The sequence below is a fragment of the Mesorhizobium sp. WSM4898 genome (assembly GCF_029625845.1).
Lineage (GTDB): Bacteria > Pseudomonadota > Alphaproteobacteria > Rhizobiales > Rhizobiaceae > Mesorhizobium.
Map to the genome: position 1 here is coordinate 441,291 of NZ_JARTVQ010000003.1, position 14,390 is coordinate 455,680.

Here is a 14,390-nt window from a genome sequence, read left to right on the forward strand (position 1 = left end):
CGGATTTCCGGGCTTTTCTTTTGCCTGCTGTCCGCCTACCTGTGACACACTTCCATTGCGCAGGAGTCCTTTCGATGGCCGGTTACGACTATGATCTCTTCGTCATCGGCGGCGGCTCCGGCGGGGTGAGGGCGGCCCGTGTGGCCGCCTCGCTCGGCAAGCGCGTCGCCATTGCCGAGGAGTATCGCTATGGCGGTACTTGCGTCATCCGCGGCTGCGTGCCGAAGAAACTTTATGTCTATGCCTCGCAATTCCCCGAACATTTCGCCGATGCCGCCGGCTATGGCTGGATGGTGCCCGAGGCAAGCTTCGACTGGCCGACGCTGGTCGCCAACAAGGACAAGGAGATCGCCAGGCTGGAGGCGATCTACAAGAGGAATGTCGAAGGTGCGGGCGGCGAGGCCTTCCACTCGCGCGCCGTGCTGGTCGATCCACATTCCGTCTATCTCACTGCCGAAGACCGCACCGTCAGCGCCGACCAGATCCTGATCGCCACGGGCGGCCGTCCGGCTCCGCACCCGGCGCTTTCCGGCCACGAATATTGCATCTTCTCCAACGAAGCCTTCGATCTCAAGGAATTGCCGAAGGCGATCATGATCGAGGGCGGCGGCTATATCGCCGTCGAATTCGCCAACATCTTTCATGGACTGGGCGTCGACACCACGCTGGTCTACCGTGGCCAAGAAATTCTTTCGCGCTTCGATATGGACCTTCGCCGCTCGCTGCACGAGACAATGGAGAAGAAGGGGATCAGGATCCTCTGCCGTTCGATCTCGGAATGGGTGCGCAAGACCGCTGAAGGCAGACTGGACGTGCTGCTCTCCAGTGGTCAGACGCTGACCGTCGACCAGGTCATGCTGGCGATCGGCCGCATCCCGAACACGGAGAATATGGGCCTCGAAGGCGTCGGCGTTGAGCTCGGCAAGACCGGCGCGATCATCGTCGATGAATTTTCCCGCACCAGCATCGACAATATCTGGGCGATCGGCGACGTCACCCACCGCGTGCAACTGACGCCGGTCGCCATCCACGAAGCGATGTGTTTCATCGAGACAGCCTTCAAAGGCAATCCGACAGCGCCAGACCATGATACCATTCCGACGGCCGTGTTTTCGCAGCCCGAGATCGGCACCGTCGGCTTGTCCGAGGACGAGGCGGTCAAGCGCTTCCCGGACATCGAGATCTATCGCGCGTCTTTCCGTCCCATGCGGCACACGCTGTCGGGCCGCGACGAAAAGATGCTGATGAAGCTGGTGGTCGACGGCGCGTCGCGGAAAGTGCTCGGCGCCCATATCCTGGGACCTGACGCCGGCGAGATGGCGCAGCTGCTCGGCATTCCGCTGAAAGCGGGGCTGAGCAAGGACGATTTCGACCGCACCATGGCCGTTCACCCGACAGCGGCGGAGGAGCTGGTCACCATGTACAAGCCGACCTATCGCGTGAAGAACGGCGAGCGCGTTTGAAGCCAAGCCGGGAAGGCGCCGCCGGCCATGCCGGCGGCGCGAAGCTTCTTGGCTAGAGGAGCGTGCCGCGCAGGATCACCAGAGCCACTGAGAAATAGATCACCAGCCCGGTGACATCGACCAGCGTGGCGACGAACGGTGCCGAGGCGCTTGCCGGATCGAAGCCGATGCGCTTCAGCGCGAAAGGCAGCATCGATCCCGACAGCGAGCCGAAGGTCACGATGCCGACCAGCGCCGCGCCCACCGTTGCCGCGATCAGCATCCAATGCGGGCCATAGTCGTAGAAGCCGAAATACTGCCAGAGCGCGATGCGGCAGATGCCGACTATGCCGAGGATCGAGCCGAGCACCAAACCGGTCGGCAGCTCGCGCAAGGCGACACGCCACCAGTCGCGAAGGCCGATCTCGCGCAGCGCCAGCGCGCGGATGACGAGCGAGGTCGCCTGCGAGCCGGAATTGCCGCCCGAGCTCATAATGAGCGGGATGAAGAGGGTGAGCACGATCGCCTTCTCCAACTCGCCCTCGTAGCTCTGCATGGCGTTCGCCGTGAGCATCTCGCTGAGGAACAGCGCGCAGAGCCAGCCGGCCCGCTTCTGGATCATGGCGAGAAAGCCCATCTTCATATAGGGCTCGTCCAGCGCCTCCATGCCGCCGAAACGATGAGCGTCTTCGGTCGTTTCCTCGACCATGGTGTCGATGATGTCGTCAACGGTGACGATGCCGAGGATCTTGCCGTGATCCACGACCGGCAGGGCGAGCAGATCGTATTTGGAGATCGTCTGCGCCAGCGTTTCGCGATCGGTCAGCGGCGTGACCGTGACCGGCATGCGATCCGGCGCCACCGACAGGATCGAGTCCTGAGGCTCGCCGGTGATCAGCCGGCGCAAGCCCGTCGCCCGCAGCAGGAGCTGCGTGGCCTTGTCGGTGATGTAGATCGCATAGACGGTCTCGCGCGTGCGCTCGACTTTGCGGATATAGTCGAGCGTGCGGCCGACGGTCCAGTCCGAAGGCACGCTGACGAACTCGGTCGTCATGATCGAGGCGGCGCTGCCCTCGGGATAACCGAGAATCGAAAGCAGCGTCGCGCGCAGCGGTGGGGCAAGCGCGCCAAGCAGTTCCGAGCGCGCAGGCTCATCGAGCTCGCGCAGGATGTCGGCTGCGCGGTCGACCGACATGGCGGTGAGCAGCTTGCCTGCTTTCGCGCGCGGCAGGGCTGCGGCGAGTTCCGGCGCGCTTTCGAGCTCCGGCTGGTCGAAGATTTCGACCAACCGCTCGAACGGCACCGCGCAGAGCAGCTCGATGGCCGTCTCGCGAGGTTCGCGGTTGAGGGCTTCGACGACGTCCGCGACGTGGTCGTTGGCAAGAACACGGGCGACGGCGACCGCTTCGTCGTCCAATACGGATGCGAATTCATTCATGGCTCACTCCTTGCCGTCCGGCAGGACGTGAGCCGTCAGGTCACGTCAAGGCGGACGGCGGTTGCGTTCGACTGTGACTGTCGCCAGGCATGGCGGGTTTGACCTTTCTGCTCGCGGGGTAGCGCATGACTCCCCGAAAAATCGGCTCCGATTTTCGAAAGGATCATGCGCAATTCTAAGATTCTACAGCGTCCCTTACGCGTCCGAAGGGCGCGTGGCGCTGTAGGTTTCAAATCTGCGAGCGGGCGCAACATAGGAGCGCGTTTTGCCGAGTCAATCGCGACGAGCGCTGAAAATGAGCGAAGCATTGCCGGATCGCGAGACTGTGATCGACAGTGGCCGCTGCCGAGGCGACGGACCAGGGCTGGACTGATTGCTATTTCTGCTTGAGCCGCCGGAAGCGCAACCATTTGTCCTCGGCCGGCCGGGGCTGCGCGAGGATCGTCGTGAGCTCGCGCGGCAGAGCGGGAGCGAGCGGCTTCTTGGTCGCGACGCCATCGGAGATCGCCACGACGCTATGATAGAATTCCTCTCCGGAAAGCGACCGCGGCGGAACGGCCTCGTGCATCACGCTGATCACGGTTACATCCGGGCAATTGACCTTGATCGCTTCGTGGAAGGCGATCTTGCCTTCGGGGTCGAGAGCGCCGGTCGCTTCGTCGAGGAAGAGCAGTCCCGGCTGCTGCAGGATGATGCGGGCTACCACCAGCTTCTGCTTCTGCCCGCCTGACAGAACCTGATCCCAGAGCTTGCCTTCGCGGCTCTCATCGGCCAGGTGCCCAATGAATTCGCCGAGGCCGGCCTTGTGCAGGGCGGCCGCTACCAGCACGTCGGTGTGATCGTTTTCCGAACCCGGCAGACAGACGAGCTGCTTCAGCGAGACCTGCTGCAGCTTGACCTCCTGGGCGGCATAGAAGCTCGTTACCCCTTCCGGGAACACGATGGTGCCGCGGCCATAGGGCCACAGACCATTGATTGCCTTGATCAGCGAGGTCTTGCCGCAGCCGGACTCACCCTTGAGGAATGTCCACTCGGCGCGGCGGAAGCGCAGGTTGGCGGCGCTCAGGAAGGGCGTTGCGTCCTCGCCCTGATGCGCCAGCTCCAGCTTCTGGATGGTCAGGCCGAAGACGGGATTTTGCGTGGCATAGCTGAAGTCCGAGCGGCCGGTCTGGCGATAGAACTCCTGCGGCTGCTGGACGTTCTCGATGGCGCTGGCGAGCTCGGTCACACGCTGGCTGTTGGCCCTAAGCGTGGCGATCGCGGGCATGACATGGATGAACCACGAACACTGGCTGATCAGCTGCGCGACCATTTCAGAGCCGGTTATGTAGCCCTTGAGATCGAAGCCGTTGTGAATGAACGGCACGAGACCGGGTCCGTAGGAAACGATGCGGGCGCCGATGAAATTGTAGATCAGCTCGAACGACATGTAGCTGGTGTTGACGACGTTCAGCCGCCCCCAGGTCTTGTCGATGTCGACATAGAGCTTGTCGTGCATCGTCTTCTGCACATCCTCGCCGTGTGAGGCGGCGACGTGGAAGCTGCGGCGCAGGAAGGTCGTCAATTCGCTGCGATAACTGCCTTCGGCCTGTTGCATGCGGATGTTGAGACGTTCGAGCAGGCCGCCGAGCTTCACCGCAATCCAGGTGTTGAGCGGCACGTAGGTCGCGACCGCCAGAAAGGCCAGCACGGCACTGCCGTAGCTGCCGAGGAACTCCAGCCCTTTGACCTCCACCGAGGCCCCGATCAAATTCTCGCCGACGAAGTAAAGCGAGGTCGCCACGCCCAGCACGCCCATGGCGAGGCCGATGGCGCCGCCCGTCATGTCCTTGATCGATTCCTGGATGCGCTGGTCGATGTTGTCGGGAGCGACGATACCGCCGGCAACCGAGCCATGCTGGGCATGGAAATGGGTATGGTTGCCGTCGAGCAGCGCCCGGTTGAATTGGCTGTTCAGCCAGCCCCGCCATTTGCGATGCAAGGTTGCGGAAACGAGATTTCGCACTCCGGTGAAGCCGGCGTCCTTGAGCACGACCAACAGCACCAATATGCCGGCATTGGTAAGAAGCGTCTGGAGCGGATTGATATTGGCGGCGTCGTGGAAGAAGGCGATCGAATTCACCAGCTCGCCCGATGCCATGGCAAACCACACGCCAGCCTTGCTGGAGAGCGCTGTCAGCAGCGCGATGACGAGGGTGAGGGTCCAGGCTTCCTTCCACCGGTCGGAGAACCAGTAGGCTCGCATCAGCCCCCAGAATGTGCGCATCGACGATACCGGCGTCAGGGGCGAGGGCCTTGCCGCCTCGCTGGATGTTTGCTCCGGTACTGTACGTCGCGGTCTACCGACCCGAATCACGATCCCGCCCGAACCTTTCCTGTTTTGTTACACATGGTAACACCAATTGATCATTTTCCATTAATTTTCTTCCTCCGAATGGGAACAGGGTTACCGGCCGTGGCATGAAGGCAACAGAAAAGCTTTGCCGGCTGATATCTATCGGAGCGGAATTCGTGTTTTGGTTCAGCCGGTTGGGAACAGAGTTTCGGCTGGAAAGGACTTTCCCCAGGGGAAGCCAAAAACACGGTTTTGTGAAGGAATATTCAGCCCGATGCGCGGCCGGTCCATGGTTGAAGGGCTCGAAAAGTCCCTTCAGGAGACCTGGGGTTACCTCGAATCAACCGCCGTAGACCGCGGGAATCTCTCTCAGCAGTCATCACGGGCTTCCGCGTCGGCTGGGCGGAGGGGTGATGCGAACTTGGTCTAGCCCGCCGTTTCGAGCTCACCGCGCGCCTTGGCCGCAGCGACCTGGCGGATAGCATCGGCCAGCGTGTCGGCGTCCTGCGCGCCCATAACGGCATATTTGGCTTCGAGCAGGAAACAGGGCACGCCGGTGATGCCCATGCGCGAGGCGGTGGCGATTTCGTTGCGCACCGCCTCGACATCGGCATCCGTCGGCAGCAGCGTCTGGACCACGGAGCCGTCCATGCCGGCTTCGCGGGCGGCTTCGGTTAGGACGGCATGGTCGCCGAGATTGGCGCCTTCCTCGAAATTCAGCTGGAAGAGGCGTCGCACCAGCCGGTTCTGCACGTCCTCGCCGGCAGGCCCCGCCCAACGGATAACGCGGTGGGCGTCCAGCGTGTTGGGAGCGACCTTGATGGCGCCGAAGGCGAAATGGATGCCTTCCGCCTCGCCGAGCGGCTCAATGCGCGCATGGATCTGATGGATGCGTTCCTCGCTGCCGAATTTGCCCAGCATGTATTCGCGGCGACCCATGCCGCCTTGCGGAATGGTCGGATCGAGCTGGAACGGCCGCCAGCGCACGTGCACGTCGATATCGGCGGCAGCGGCGATCGCCCTGTCCAGCCGCTTCTGGCCGATGAAGCACCAGGGACAGACGACATCCGACACCACATCGATTGTGATCGAGTTCTCCGCGCTCATGCTCGTCTCCTTGCTTGGTCGGTGTCAGGCGGGGGATCGCGTCAGTTGGGCTTTCGCCACCATGTCGGCAGCTGATAGCCGAATATGGGCGTCTTTTGCGGATGTTCCAGGTAGCTCCAGTAAGCCAGCCACTGCTGCGTGTTGTATTGCATGGGCACCATGTAGTTGCCCGATATCAGCAGCCGATCGAGAACGCGCACCGCAGCGACATAGTCTTCCTTCGTGCGGGCATTCAGCATCGCGTTGATCGCCGCGTCGACCGCGGGATCGGCGACGCCGGCCAGGTTGAATGAACCCTCCTGCTTGGCGGCGACGGATCCCCAGCGCCCCACCTGCTCGCTGCCGGGCGAGAGCGAATTGTTGAAACCGCTTGTGCCGATCAGCACCTCGAAGTCGAAGCGCTGCTTGCGCGACTGGATTTGATCGCCGTCGAGGCCGCGGATGGTTACATCGATGCCGATCTTCTCCAGCGTGCGCTGATAGAGAGCCGCAAGCCGCTCCTCGTCCTGCGATGACGTCATGATCTCGAAGCCGAAGGGATTGCCTTCAGGGTCGACCATCCGGCCGTCCTCTACGTGATAGCCAGCGCTTTTCAGGAGCTCGAAAGCCGCTCGCAGCACCTTGCGGTCCTGGCCGGAGCCGTCGGTGACCGGCGGCCGCCAGGTGCCGTCCATCACCTCGGCAGGGACGCGGCCGGGGTAGGGAGCAAGCAGCGCCTTCTCCCGGTCGTCGGCGGGATGGCCGAGCGCGGACAGCTCGGAGTTCTGCCAGAAGCTCATGGTGCGATTGAACTTGCCGGCAAACAGGTTTTTGTTGGCCCATTCGAAGTCGTAGAGCATGCCGAGGGCGCGCCGCACGACCGGATTGGAAAACTTCGGCAGCCTGGTGTTGAACAGGAAGCCCGTCACCACGGGCGGAATACCGGTGTTGAAATATTCCTGCTTCACATCACCCTTGCGAAAGGCCGGGAAGTCGATATCGCGGTCGCGCTTGACCGGATCGGTCTCGTCGTCGAGGGCGCAGATGCCTTTCTTGAACGCTTCCGTCTTGGCGTTGGCGTTGAGGAAATACTCGATGGTGATCTGGTCGAAATTGTCGAAGCCGCGCTTAGATGGGATGTCCTTGCCCCAATAATTGGGATTGCGCTTGAACACGATGCGCTGTCCAGGCTGCACCTTGTCCACGGTATAGGGGCCGCTGCCGATCAGCGGCTTCAGCGAGGTCTTGTCGAAGGTCTCCTTGTCGAAGGCGTGCTTGGGGATGATCGGAGTCAGCGCGACGATCAGCGGAAATTCGCGATTGGCCTTTTCGTTGAAGGTGAACTTCACGCTGTGGTCGCCGGTCTTCTCCAGCCTGGCGATCATGCTCATGCGATCGCTGTAAGGCGGGCGGCCCTTGTCTTTGAACACATCGTAGGTGAACAGCACGTCCTCCGGCGTCACCGGCTGGCCGTCCGACCATTTGGCATTGGGATCGAGGTGGAACTCGATGCTCTTGCGATCCGGGTCCATGTCGGCGCTGTCGGCGAGCAGGCCGTAGAGGCTGAAGGGCTCGTTGTAGTTGCGCTGCATCAACGGCTCGAAGACCAGGTTGCCGTAGACCGTGTCGATCATGCCGCGCGCGGTGGTGCGCAGGCTCTTCAGGATGAAGGGGTTGAGATTGTCGAAACTGCCGACGACGCAATAGGTGACGCTGCCGCCCTTCGGCGCGTCGGGATTGACGTAGTCGAAATGTGTATAGTCCGCAGGCAGCGCCGGCTCGCCCTGCATGGCGATGCCGTGCTTCGGTTCCGACAAAGCCGGAAGCAGCGAGAGGGCCAGAAACGAGGTCGCGGCGATCAGCCGAACGAGAACGCGGTCCATGACCGTCTCCTTGCCGGGCAGCTTGGTGATTCGACATGCACCCTAGAGCATTTCGCTCCCCGATTGAATCGGCGCGCGCCGGTCGCTTGGGTTCAGTCGACGCATCGCCGATGAGGCTCGTCCAGGGCAGGAGAACGCGGCAAGAAAACGCGGAAACCGGGCTGGATTCGGCGCCGCTGGCAGTGTAACACGCGCTCCGAAGTCATGCTGTTGCCTCATTTGGGCAACAGGTAGCGGGGACCACACGGCAGGAAGAAGCCGGTCCCCGGGATCATTTTGAGAGGAAAGTGCACCATATGACGAGCAACGCGTATCGCCTTTCGGTGCTGGCCGCAGGCGTGGTCGGCGTTCTGGGCGCCGGGCTTTTCACCGCTTCCGCGCAGCAGCCGCCGCAGATTCCGCAGGGCTGGTTCAAGGCCTGCACCAAGCAGGAAGACGTCGATATCTGCAACGTGCAGAACATCGTCACAGCCGGCAATGGCCAGCTCGTCACCGGCGTCAGCCTGATCGAGCTCAAGGGCAAAGTGAACCGTAAGGTGTTCCAGGTGACGGTGCCGACCGGCCGTCTCGTTCCTCCGGGCATCGGCCTGCAGATCGATTCCGGCAAGGCGCAGAAGCTCGACTATGTGATCTGCTTCCCGGATCGCTGCGTGGCCGAAGTGCCGCTGACCGACCAGCTTGTCGCGTCCTTCAAGAAGGGCCAGCAGATCACGCTCACCTCGGTCAATTTCCAGAACCAGCCGAACCCGATCAAGGTTGCGCTGACGGGCTTCAGCGGCGCCTATGACGGCCCGCCGCTGCAGCAGTCGGACATCGAGGACCGCCAAAAGAAGCTGCAGGACTTCGTCGCCAAGAACAACCAGGACTTCGCCAAGAAGCTTAAGGAAGAGCAGGACAAGGCGAAGACCGCCAACTGATTGTTGGAGCGTTTCTCCAGCATGCTAAAAAGCGAGCGGGGCAGGCGCCCCGCTTTTTTATTGTCGCTTGTTCAGCCCTCAGTGTTTCGAGTGACCTTTCGGCTCGTAGCGCCCGTCGGGCAGCTTGTCGAACATCTCGCCGATCTGCGGGTGCCGCACCGGCTCGCCCGACCGGTCCTCGAGCAGGTTCTGCTCGGATACATAAGCGATGTACTCTGTCTCGGAGTTCTCGGCGAGAAGGTGATAGAAAGGCTGGTCCTTGCTTGGACGCATGTCCGCCGGGATCGCTTCATACCATTCTTCGGTGTTGGCGAATTGCGGATCGACGTCGAAGATCACGCCACGGAACGGAAACAGCCGGTGGCGAACAACTTGTCCGATCGCGAATTTGGCCGTCTTCATCGCACTCACCACTTCGGTCCCGAGGCGCCGCAGCGGCTTGCGCGCACAGGGCGCCTAAGGTCTTGAATCTACACGTCACGCGCTCAAAAATCGACCCCGACTTTCGGCTTGGTACGATTTGGCGCAGACGTTGCTCCAATGCAATGCTTTACCGACGCCCTGGCCACCAAGCTACCTATCGGCAGGCGCAATGCTCGGCCGAAAGCGGTAGTTTGCAAATGTGCCTCAGCGCGCGGCCTGTTTCCTGAAGCCGCCGGCGAGCGCCCGAAAACCGCTTCCCGGCCGCAGGCCTTCGCGCATGAAGAAGGCGCGCAGCGGCGCGAAGCTGCCCAGCACGTTGAGGCCGGCGCTGCGCGCAAGCTGCGCCGGGAGCATGTCGGACAGCAGTGACATGTTGAGCAAGTTCACCGCACTGCTGCGCGCCAGGATGTCCGGACGGCGCCGCGTGTCGTAGGCGGCAAGGCTCAGCCTCGACCCGGGATCGTCGCGATTTTCGCTGGCGATTCCAATTAGATCGTCGATATCCCTGATGCCGAGATTGAGGCCTTGTGCCCCGATCGGCGGGAAGACATGAGCAGCCTCGCCGACAAGCGCCACACGGTTTTGCGCGAACCGACCAGGCGAGGCCGCCGAAAGCGGGTAGACTTGGCGGCCGGGCTCGACCGAGACCCGGCCGAGCATGGACTGCATTTGCTCTTCGACCCGAACAGACAGCATGGCATCGTCGAGCGCGGCCAGTTCCTGTGCCGTTTCCGGCTTCACCACCCAGACGAGACTGGAGCGCTTGCCCGGCAGCGGCACCTGCGTGAACGGCCCGGTCTCGGTATGGAATTCAGTTGAGATGAAGCCATGCTCGCTGCGATGGCTGAAATTGAGAACGAGCGCCGACTGAGGATAGGGTCGGGCGGAGGCCCTGATGCCGGCGGCCTCGCGCGCCGGCGACAGGCGCCCGTCGGCGGCAACCGCCAGCGATGCCGAGACCTCACTGCCATCGGCGAGGCTCGCATGTGCGTGGTCGGCGTCGAGCCGCCAGGCATCGACCATCGACTTTCGCCACTCAATGCCGGGATTTGCGGCGACCTTCTTGGCAAGCACCGGGATCAGGATTTTGTTCGGCAGGTTGAGCCCGAACTGCTCCTCGCCGATTTCGCTGGCGCGGAAGGTGACGGTCGGGCTGCGGATCAGCCGGCGCGTTGCGTCGACGATGCGCATCATTTTCAGCGGCGCCGCCTGCGGTCTGAGTTCGTCCTGCACACCCAGCCGGTCGAGCACCTTGAGAGCAGGGTTCATAAGGGCGGTGGTGCGGCCATCGCCGCCGGCGGCCTCGGGGCCAGCCAACGTTACGGCAAAGCCTGCCTCGGCAAAGCCGAGTGTCGCGATCAGGCCGGCCGGGCCGCTGCCGGCGATCAATATGCGAACTTTGTCACTCTGCTCCACGCCAGGCTTCCATGTTGATGGCGGCCCGTCGGCCTGCATGCGGTATAGGGCAGATCGGCGGGCTTGATCAACGCGGCGATTCGGCCCATTCGATTGGCATGAGCGCCCAGGAGCACGATTTCCGCCATCTCGACCGCGCCGGCCGCGCCACGGCGGGACTGGCGCGCAGCCCCCGCCTTGCCGTGATGCTCACTATCGGTGCGGGCGTCGTGCTTGCCTGGTGGATCCTCGCTGCCATGGCTATTCGCGGCGCCGAAAGCCGCGTTGCCGGCGGCGCTCCGGGCGATGCGCTGCTGAAGAACCTGCCGCCATTGCCGCTGCCGGATTTCCTCGACCGGTTCTTCGCTTTGTGCCTTGCGCCGGCGCCGCTTTCAGGCTCGTTGGCGGCGTCGGCGCTCGTCCTGATGTGGTTCGTAATGGCGGTGGCGACGATGCTGCCCTCGGCGGCGCCGATGATCCGCACCTATTGCGAGATTGCCGATACCGCTCGGATCAAGGGAGAGCCCGTCGCCCATCCGCTGGTTCTGGTGATGGGATTTCTCGCGACTTGGCTTGCCGCCTCAGTGGCGTTCGCCGCGCTGACGCTCATAATCTATGGCTTTGTCGCCGCGGGACAGGTGCTCGATCCTGTCGTCGGGGTTGCCGGGGCCGCCGCCTTGGCGATTGCCGGCCTCTATCAGTTCAGCGGCTTGAAGCAGGCGTGCCTCAAGAGGTGCCGCAACCCGTTCTCGATCCTGTTCGCCAACTGGAGCGCGAAGCCGGGGCGTGTCTTTCGCATGGGGGTGGAGCAGGGCGTCTGGTGTCTCGGCTGTTGCTGGGCGCTGATGCTGGTCATGTTCGCCGTGGGCGCGATGAACATCTTCTGGATGGCGCTGATCGGCCTGTTCGCTCTGATCGAAAAACAGACCGCGGGCAGGGTGGCCAGCCAGGTTTCCGGTGCGATACTGCTTGTGTGGGCCGCCGCCCTGCTATTAGTTTCCGCGTGAGGGAGATTTCGATGGCCGATCAGAGCTGGGCGATGAAGGGAGAGCTGGTACTCTCCTGCAATTGCACGGTTTTCTGCCCCTGCGTTCTGTCGCTCGGCAGCCATCCGCCGACCGAAGGCTATTGCCAGACGTGGGCCGGGTTCCGCATCGACGCCGGCCATTTCGGCGAGGTCGATCTTTCCGGCCTTAATCTTGGTCTGGTCGTGGAAATCCCGGGCTATATGAGCCGCGGCAACTGGAGCGCCGGCCTGTTCATCGACAAGCGCGCCTCCATCTATGCCGTGAAGGCCCTGACAAAAATCTTCACCGGCAAGGCGGGCGGGACCACTTCGCTACTGTCGATTCTTGTTGGAAACTTCCTTGGCGTGGAACAGGTGCCGATCACCTATGAGACGCGTGATAGGACGCGCGTTTTCCTGATACCGCGGATTATCGACGGCGCGGTGACGCCGATACCCGGCAAGGACCGCGACAAAGACACCGTCATTACCAATTCCGAATACTGGATCGCACCGGAAATCATCGTGGCGAAGTCGGACAAGAGCAAGATGCGCGCCTTCGGTCGCAATTGGAATTTCGCCGGCCGTTCGGCCGAGATATGCAAGCTGGATTGGCGAGGCCCTTGAGCAAGAACACAGCGGCCCGGAATGCGGCCAAGAAAATCGCGGAGCGGATTCCGCGGCCGAAGAAGAAAGTGACGTGGCCGCAGGCGCGGGCTTTTTCCGTGCACCTGCTGACTGCGTCCGGCTCGTTCCTCGCCTTCCTGTCGCTGGTGGCGGCGAGCGAGGGACGTTGGACGGCAATGTTCTGGTGGCTCGGGCTGGCGCTCTTCGTCGACGGCATCGACGGCCCGATCGCCAGGAAGCTCGAAGTCAAGGAGATCCTGCCGACATGGTCGGGCGAGCTCCTCGACAACATCATCGACTACGTGACCTACGTGCTTATTCCGGCCTTCGCGCTCTACCAGCGAGGCTTGATGGGCGAGAACCTGTCGTTCCTGTCGGCGGCGATCATCGTCGTCTCCAGCGCGATCTACTACGCCGACACCGGCATGAAGACGAAGGAGAACTTCTTCAAGGGGTTCCCGGTCGTCTGGAACATGGTGGTGTTCACGCTCTTTGTCATCGAGCCGGGGCAGTGGGTTTCCTTCGCCGTGGTCGTGGTCGCCGGTATTCTCACCTTCCTGCCGATCAACTTCATCCATCCGGTACGGGTGGTGCGGCTCAGGCCGATCAATCTCGGCATGACGCTGTTATGGTGCGCCTTCGGCGCGCTTGCATTGGCACAGGCCGCACTTGCCTCGTTCTATGACAAGATCGGGGTTCTGAGCGAGCAGGTCAGCATCTTCACCAAGGCCGGCATTACGGTTACCGGGCTCTATCTCGCCTGCATCGGGGGCATCATGCAGATGTTCCCCAATCTTGGCGCCAGGAAATCCTGACTCGATATCCACCTTCCGTCCTTTTCCGAGAAAGTTGAGCAATGTCCAAAGCGATCCGCATTCACGCCCATGGCGGCCCCGAGGTCCTGACCTATGAGGAAGCAGATCCCGGCCAGCCAGGCGCCGGGCAGATTCTGATCAGGCATACCGCGATCGGGCTCAACTTCATCGACATCTACCATCGCTCGGGCCTCTACCCGCCGCCCGGCGGCTTTCCGCTGGTCCCGGGCGGCGAGGCGGCGGGCGTGGTGCTGGCCGTTGGCGCCGGCGTCGACTGGCTGCAGCCCGGCGATCGCATCGCCTATGCAGTCAATGTCGGCGGCTATTCGGAAGAACGCGTGATCGCCGCCGACCGCGTGGTAAAGGTGCCGAACGGCATCAGCGACGAGCAGGCGGCGGCCATGATGCTGAAAGGCATGACGGCCGAATATCTGCTGCGCCGCACCTTTAAGGTGAAGGCGGGCGACACGATCCTCTACCATGCCGCGGCCGGCGGTGTCGGCCTGATCCTGGGCCAATGGGCAAAGCATCTCGGCGCGACGATGATCGGCACGGCGAGCTCCGTCGACAAGGTCGAGCTCGCCAAGGCACATGGCTTCGACCATGTCATCAATTACAAGGAGCAGGATTTCGTCGCCGGCGTCGCCGCCATCACCGGCGGCAAAAAGTGCGACGTCGTCTATGATTCCGTCGGCAACGACACTTTTCCCGCTTCGCTCGACTGCCTGAGGCCGCTTGGCATGTTTGTCAGCTTCGGCCAGTCGTCCGGGCCGATCCCGCCTTTCCCGATGTCGCTTCTGGCGCAGAAAGGCTCGCTCTATGCGACCCGCCCGACAATCTTCGTCTACAACGCCAAACGCGAGGACCTTGTGGCCTCGGCGCAAGCGCTGTTCGAGGTAGTGCTGAGCGGCGCCGTCGAGATCAAGATCAACCAGCGCTACGCGCTGAAGGACGCGGCACAAGCGCAGTCCGATCTCGAGGGCCGCAAGACGACGGGCACCACCATCCTCATCCCCTAAGCCG

General features: G+C 62.6%; 12 protein-coding genes. 6 read left to right on the top strand and 6 right to left on the bottom strand.

The annotated features are described in order from the left end of the window. The first annotated feature begins 74 nt into the window (after window positions 1-74). Window positions 75-1,463 (top strand): glutathione-disulfide reductase, encoded by a 1,389-nt coding sequence (gene gor, locus P9228_RS16845; protein WP_067320039.1) that lies wholly within the window; start codon window positions 75-77, stop codon window positions 1,461-1,463. Window positions 1,464-1,515: 52 nt separating this feature from the next. On the opposite strand, the gene mgtE is transcribed toward gor, so the two are convergent. The 4 genes from mgtE to P9228_RS16865 all read right to left on the bottom strand — a co-directional run bounded on the left by mgtE (window position 1,516) and on the right by P9228_RS16865 (window position 8,184). Further along, window positions 1,516-2,880 carry a magnesium transporter gene (mgtE, locus tag P9228_RS16850; RefSeq protein WP_095800726.1) on the bottom strand — a complete coding sequence of 455 codons (1,365 nt, stop codon included), beginning with the start codon at window positions 2,878-2,880 and terminating at the stop codon, window positions 1,516-1,518. A 376-nt stretch (window positions 2,881-3,256) separates the two neighbouring features. Continuing rightward, window positions 3,257-5,146, bottom strand: a complete 1,890-nt coding sequence (locus tag P9228_RS16855; protein ID WP_164746761.1) for an ABC transporter ATP-binding protein/permease — start codon at window positions 5,144-5,146, stop codon at window positions 3,257-3,259. A 495-nt stretch (window positions 5,147-5,641) separates the two neighbouring features. After that, complete coding sequence (locus tag P9228_RS16860; RefSeq protein ID WP_278054413.1) at window positions 5,642-6,322, bottom strand: DsbA family protein; 681 nt, start codon at window positions 6,320-6,322, stop codon at window positions 5,642-5,644. 41 nt (window positions 6,323-6,363) lie between these two features. Beyond that, window positions 6,364-8,184 carry an extracellular solute-binding protein gene (locus P9228_RS16865; RefSeq protein WP_278054415.1) on the bottom strand — a complete coding sequence of 607 codons (1,821 nt, stop codon included), beginning with the start codon at window positions 8,182-8,184 and terminating at the stop codon, window positions 6,364-6,366. A gap of 287 nt (window positions 8,185-8,471) precedes the next feature. On the opposite strand from P9228_RS16865, the gene P9228_RS16870 reads away from it, so the two are divergent. After that, on the top strand, window positions 8,472-9,101 hold the full coding sequence (locus P9228_RS16870; RefSeq protein ID WP_095777677.1) for an invasion associated locus B family protein: 630 nt from the start codon (window positions 8,472-8,474) through the stop codon (window positions 9,099-9,101). Between the two features lie 78 nt (window positions 9,102-9,179). On the opposite strand, the gene hspQ is transcribed toward P9228_RS16870, so the two are convergent. Both hspQ and P9228_RS16880 read right to left on the bottom strand, forming a co-directional pair. Further along, the gene (hspQ, locus tag P9228_RS16875) at window positions 9,180-9,503 is read right to left on the bottom strand and encodes a heat shock protein HspQ (RefSeq protein WP_066989816.1); all 324 of its coding nucleotides are present in this window, start codon (window positions 9,501-9,503) and stop codon (window positions 9,180-9,182) included. Window positions 9,504-9,728: 225 nt separating this feature from the next. After that, window positions 9,729-10,940, bottom strand: coding sequence for a UbiH/UbiF family hydroxylase (locus P9228_RS16880; RefSeq protein ID WP_278054417.1), 1,212 nt, complete (start codon window positions 10,938-10,940; stop codon window positions 9,729-9,731). A gap of 98 nt (window positions 10,941-11,038) precedes the next feature. Between P9228_RS16880 and P9228_RS16885 the strand changes: the two genes are divergently transcribed. From P9228_RS16885 to P9228_RS16900, 4 genes are read left to right on the top strand one after another with little or no spacing between them, the layout of a single operon-like run. Further along, on the top strand, window positions 11,039-11,926 hold the full coding sequence (locus tag P9228_RS16885) for a DUF2182 domain-containing protein (RefSeq protein ID WP_278054418.1): 888 nt from the start codon (window positions 11,039-11,041) through the stop codon (window positions 11,924-11,926). Between the two features lie 11 nt (window positions 11,927-11,937). After that, a complete protein-coding gene (locus tag P9228_RS16890) occupies window positions 11,938-12,552 on the top strand; it encodes a DUF1326 domain-containing protein (RefSeq protein WP_278054419.1) in 615 nt (204 codons plus the stop codon). Beyond that, entirely contained in the window at window positions 12,549-13,367 is an 819-nt protein-coding gene (pcsA, locus tag P9228_RS16895; RefSeq protein ID WP_066989933.1) for a phosphatidylcholine synthase, read from the top strand. The genes P9228_RS16890 and pcsA overlap by 4 nt, the downstream gene beginning before the upstream one ends. 41 nt (window positions 13,368-13,408) lie before the next feature. Continuing rightward, the gene (locus P9228_RS16900) at window positions 13,409-14,386 is read left to right on the top strand and encodes a quinone oxidoreductase (RefSeq protein WP_278054421.1); all 978 of its coding nucleotides are present in this window, start codon (window positions 13,409-13,411) and stop codon (window positions 14,384-14,386) included. Window positions 14,387-14,390: the final 4 nt, after the last annotated feature.

Bases quoted from the DNA above. Each gene is read 5' to 3' on its own strand.
- gor (WP_067320039.1), top strand. From the start codon at position 75: ATGGCCGGTTACGACTATGATCTCTTCGTCATCGGCGGCGGCTCCGGC.
- mgtE (WP_095800726.1), bottom strand. From the start codon at position 2,880: ATGAATGAATTCGCATCCGTATTGGACGACGAAGCGGTCGCCGTCGCC.
- P9228_RS16855 (WP_164746761.1), bottom strand. From the start codon at position 5,146: ATGCGCACATTCTGGGGGCTGATGCGAGCCTACTGGTTCTCCGACCGG.
- P9228_RS16860 (WP_278054413.1), bottom strand. From the start codon at position 6,322: ATGAGCGCGGAGAACTCGATCACAATCGATGTGGTGTCGGATGTCGTC.
- P9228_RS16865 (WP_278054415.1), bottom strand. From the start codon at position 8,184: ATGGACCGCGTTCTCGTTCGGCTGATCGCCGCGACCTCGTTTCTGGCC.
- hspQ (WP_066989816.1), bottom strand. From the start codon at position 9,503: ATGAAGACGGCCAAATTCGCGATCGGACAAGTTGTTCGCCACCGGCTG.
- P9228_RS16885 (WP_278054418.1), top strand. From the start codon at position 11,039: ATGAGCGCCCAGGAGCACGATTTCCGCCATCTCGACCGCGCCGGCCGC.
- P9228_RS16890 (WP_278054419.1), top strand. From the start codon at position 11,938: ATGGCCGATCAGAGCTGGGCGATGAAGGGAGAGCTGGTACTCTCCTGC.
- P9228_RS16900 (WP_278054421.1), top strand. From the start codon at position 13,409: ATGTCCAAAGCGATCCGCATTCACGCCCATGGCGGCCCCGAGGTCCTG.